This is a genomic window from Pseudomonas mandelii (assembly GCF_002251635.1).
Lineage (GTDB): Bacteria > Pseudomonadota > Gammaproteobacteria > Pseudomonadales > Pseudomonadaceae > Aquipseudomonas > Aquipseudomonas mandelii_B.
Map to the genome: position 1 here is coordinate 1 of NZ_NMOJ01000101.1, position 3,972 is coordinate 3,972.

Consider the following 3,972-nt stretch of genomic DNA (forward strand, 5'->3'; position numbering starts at 1 on the left):
AACCAACCNTCGGCCATCCAAGAATTTATGTCGTCTGCCCACAAGGCCAGTCGCAAACTTCAGGCAACCGATTCTGGTAGCCTTTCCGCCCTGGAGCAAGCCATGCAAGACCTCGATCCCGTCGAAACCCAGGAATGGCTGGACGCCCTGGAATCGGTTCTCGACAAAGAAGGCGAAGACCGTGCTCACTATTTGATGACCCGTATGGGCGAACTCGCGACCCGCAGCGGCTCGCAACTGCCTTACGCCATCACTACGCCATACCGCAACACCATCCCCGTTACCCACGAAGCACGCATGCCTGGCGACCTGTTCATGGAACGCCGCATTCGCTCGCTGGTACGTTGGAACGCCATGGCGATGGTAATGCGCACGAACTTGAAAGATTCTGACCTGGGCGGTCACATCTCCAGCTTCGCTTCCAGCGCAACCCTGTATGACATTGGCTTCAACTACTTCTTCCAGGCCCCGACCGACGAACACGGCGGCGACCTGATCTACTTCCAGGGCCACACCTCGCCAGGCGTTTACGCCCGTGCGTTCATGGAAGGCCGCATCACCGAAGAACACATGAACAACTTCCGCCAGGAAGTGGACGGTAACGGCCTGTCGTCGTACCCGCACCCTTGGCTGATGCCTGATTTCTGGCAGTTCCCGACCGTTTCCATGGGCCTTGGCCCGATCCAGGCGATCTACCAGGCACGCTTCATGAAGTACCTGGAAGCCCGTGGCTTCATCCCTGAAGGCAAGCAGAAAGTCTGGTGCTTCCTGGGCGACGGCGAGTGTGACGAGCCGGAATCCCTGGGCGCCATCTCCCTGGCCGGCCGCGAGAAGCTGGACAACCTGATCTTCGTCATCAACTGCAACCTGCAGCGCCTCGACGGCCCGGTTCGCGGCAACGGCAAGATCATCCAGGAACTCGAAGGCGTGTTCCGCGGTGCTCAGTGGAACGTGACCAAAGTCATCTGGGGCCGTTTCTGGGACCCACTGCTGGCCAAAGACGTCGACGGTATCCTGCAACGTCGCATGGACGAAGTCATCGACGGCGAGTACCAGAACTACAAAGCCAAAGACGGCGCGTTCGTGCGTGAACACTTCTTCAACACGCCTGAACTCAAGGCGATGGTTGCAGACCTGTCCGACGACGAGATCTGGAAACTCAACCGTGGCGGCCACGACCCGTACAAGGTCTACGCGGCGTACCACGAAGCGGTCAACCACAAAGAACAACCGACCGTCATCCTGGCCAAGACCATCAAGGGTTATGGCACCGGTGCCGGCGAAGCGAAAAACACTGCGCACAACACCAAGAAAGTTGATGTTGAAAGCCTGAAGCTGTTCCGCGACCGTTTCGACATCCCGGTCAAGGACGAAGAGCTGGAGAACCTGCCGTTCTTCAAGCCGGAGCCAAACAGCGCCGAAGCCCGCTACCTCAGCGAGCGTCGCACTGCACTGGGCGGTTTCGTGCCACAGCGCCGCGCCAAGAGCTTCGACATTCCTACACCGCCGCTGGATACCCTCAAGGCTATCCTGGACGGCTCGGGCGACCGTGAAATCTCCACCACCATGGCCTTCGTGCGAATCCTCGCGCAACTGGTCAAGGACAAGGAAATCGGCTCGCGTATCGTCCCGATCATCCCGGACGAAGCCCGTACCTTCGGTATGGAAGGTATGTTCCGTCAGTTGGGCATCTACTCCTCCGTCGGCCAGCTCTACGAGCCAGTCGATAAAGACCAGGTGATGTTCTACAAGGAAGACAAGAAGGGCCAGATCCTCGAAGAAGGCATCAACGAAGCGGGCGCCATGAGCTCCTTCATCGCTGCCGGTACTTCGTACTCCAGCCACAACCAGCCGATGCTGCCGTTCTACATCTTCTACTCAATGTTCGGTTTCCAGCGTATCGGCGACCTGGCATGGGCAGCAGGCGACAGCCGTACCCGTGGCTTCCTGATCGGCGGTACTGCCGGGCGGACCACGCTGAACGGCGAAGGCCTGCAACACGAAGACGGTCACAGCCACATCCTGGCTGCCACCATCCCGAACTGCCGCACCTTTGATCCAACCTACGGCTATGAGCTGGCGGTGATCATCCAGGACGGCATGAAGAAGATGACCGAACAGCAGCAGGACGTTTTCTACTACATCACCGTGATGAACGAGTCCTACCAGCAGCCAGCCATGCCGGCCGGTGTCGAGGAAGGCATCATCAAGGGCATGTACCTGCTCGAAGAAGACACCAAGGAAGCGGCGCACCACGTGCAGCTGATGGGCTCCGGCACCATCCTGCGTGAAGTCCGTGAAGCGGCGAAGATCCTGCGTGAAGAGTTCAACGTCGGCGCTGACGTGTGGAGCGTTACCAGCTTCAACGAACTGCGTCGCGATGGCCTTGCGGTCGAGCGCAGCAACCGTCTGCACCCGGGCCAGAAGCCTAAACTGAGCTATGTCGAAGAATGCTTGAACGGCCGTAAAGGTCCGGTCATCGCGTCTACCGACTACATGAAACTGTTTGCTGAACAAATTCGCCAGTGGGTCCCGTCCAAGGAATTCAAAGTCCTGGGCACCGACGGTTTCGGCCGCAGTGACAGCCGCAAGAAGCTGCGTCACTTCTTCGAAGTCGACCGTCATTTCGTGGTGTTGGCAGCCCTGGAAGCCTTGGCTGACCGTGGTGAGATCGAACCCAAGGTGGTGGCTGACGCTATCGTCAAGTTCGGGATCAACCCGGAAAAACGCAACCCACTGGACTGCTGAGGAGATTTTTTGTGAGCGAACTCATTCGCGTACCTGACATCGGCAGCGGTGAAGGTGAAGTAATCGAGCTGTTTGTGAAGGTCGGCGACACAGTCGAAGCCGACCAGAGCATTCTGACCCTCGAATCGGACAAGGCGAGCATGGAAATCCCTGCTCCCAAGGCCGGCGTGGTCAAGAGCCTGAAAGTGAAGCTGGGCGATCGCCTGAAAGAAGGCGACGAACTGCTGGAGCTGGAAATCGAAGGTGCCGCNGCTGCGGCCCCTGCGGCTGCCGCTGCGCCGGCTGCCAAGGCTGAAGCAAAACCGGCTGCTGCGCCTGCCGCCGCCGCTGCTCCAGCGCCAGCCGCCGCGCCTGCTGCCGCTTCGGTTCAGCAAGTGCACGTGCCGGATATCGGTTCGGCGGGCAAGGCCCAGATCATCGAGATCCAGGTCAAGGTCGGCGACACCGTCGAGGCTGATCAATCGCTGATCACCCTGGAATCCGACAAGGCCAGCATGGAAATCCCATCGCCTGCCGCTGGCGTGGTCAAGAGCATCAGCGTCAAGCTCAACGACGAAGTCGGCACTGGCGACTTGATTCTGGACCTGGAAGTGGCGGGTGCTGCGGCCCCGGCTGCTGCCGCGCCAGCCCAGGCTGCTGCGCCTGCTCCGGCCGCCGCTGCTGCTCCAGCCGCCGCGCCTGCTGCACCGGTTGCCGACAGCGTTCAGGACATTCATGTCCCGGACATCGGTTCGTCGGGCAAGGCCAAGATCATCGAAGTGCTGGTCAAGGCTGGCGACACCGTCACCGCCGATCAGTCGCTGATTACCCTGGAATCCGACAAGGCGAGCATGGAAATTCCATCGCCTGCCGCTGGCGTGGTGGAAAGCGTTTCCATCAAGCTGGATGACGAAGTCGGTACCGGCGACCTGATCCTGAAGCTGAAAGTCAAAGGCGCGGCGCCTGCTGCTGCCCCGGCGACCGCCGCTGCTGCCGCACCTAGCGCCCCTGCTCCAGCCGCTGCGGCGCCTGCTGCTCCGGCACCTGCCGCACCCGCGGCGGCTCCGGCCAAGCCGGGCGCCAAGGTTCACGCAGGCCCTGCNGTGCGTCAACTGGCCCGTGAATTCGGCGTTGAGCTGAATGCCGTATCGGCCACTGGCCCTCACGGTCGTGTGCTGAAGGAAGACGTGCAGGTTTACGTCAAAGCCATGATGCAGAAGGCCAAGGAAGCTCCGGCTGCCGGNG

2 protein-coding genes are annotated in these 3,972 nt (G+C 60.5%); both read left to right on the plus strand.

Annotated elements, in window-relative coordinates; genetic code table 11:
- Window positions 1–102 precede the first annotated feature (102 nt).
- Entirely contained in the window at window positions 103–2,748 is a 2,646-nt protein-coding gene (aceE, locus tag B7L09_RS14945; protein ID WP_094469467.1) for a pyruvate dehydrogenase (acetyl-transferring), homodimeric type, read from the plus strand.
- 11 nt (window positions 2,749–2,759) lie between these two features.
- Window positions 2,760–3,972 (plus strand): biotin/lipoyl-containing protein (locus B7L09_RS14950; RefSeq protein WP_176457710.1); only part of this gene is annotated, 1,213 nt, incomplete at its 3' end.

What these genes read in the sequence shown, in the direction of transcription:
- aceE (WP_094469467.1), top strand. Translation starts at nt 103, where the DNA reads ATGCAAGACCTCGATCCCGTCGAAACCCAGGAATGGCTGGACGCCCTG.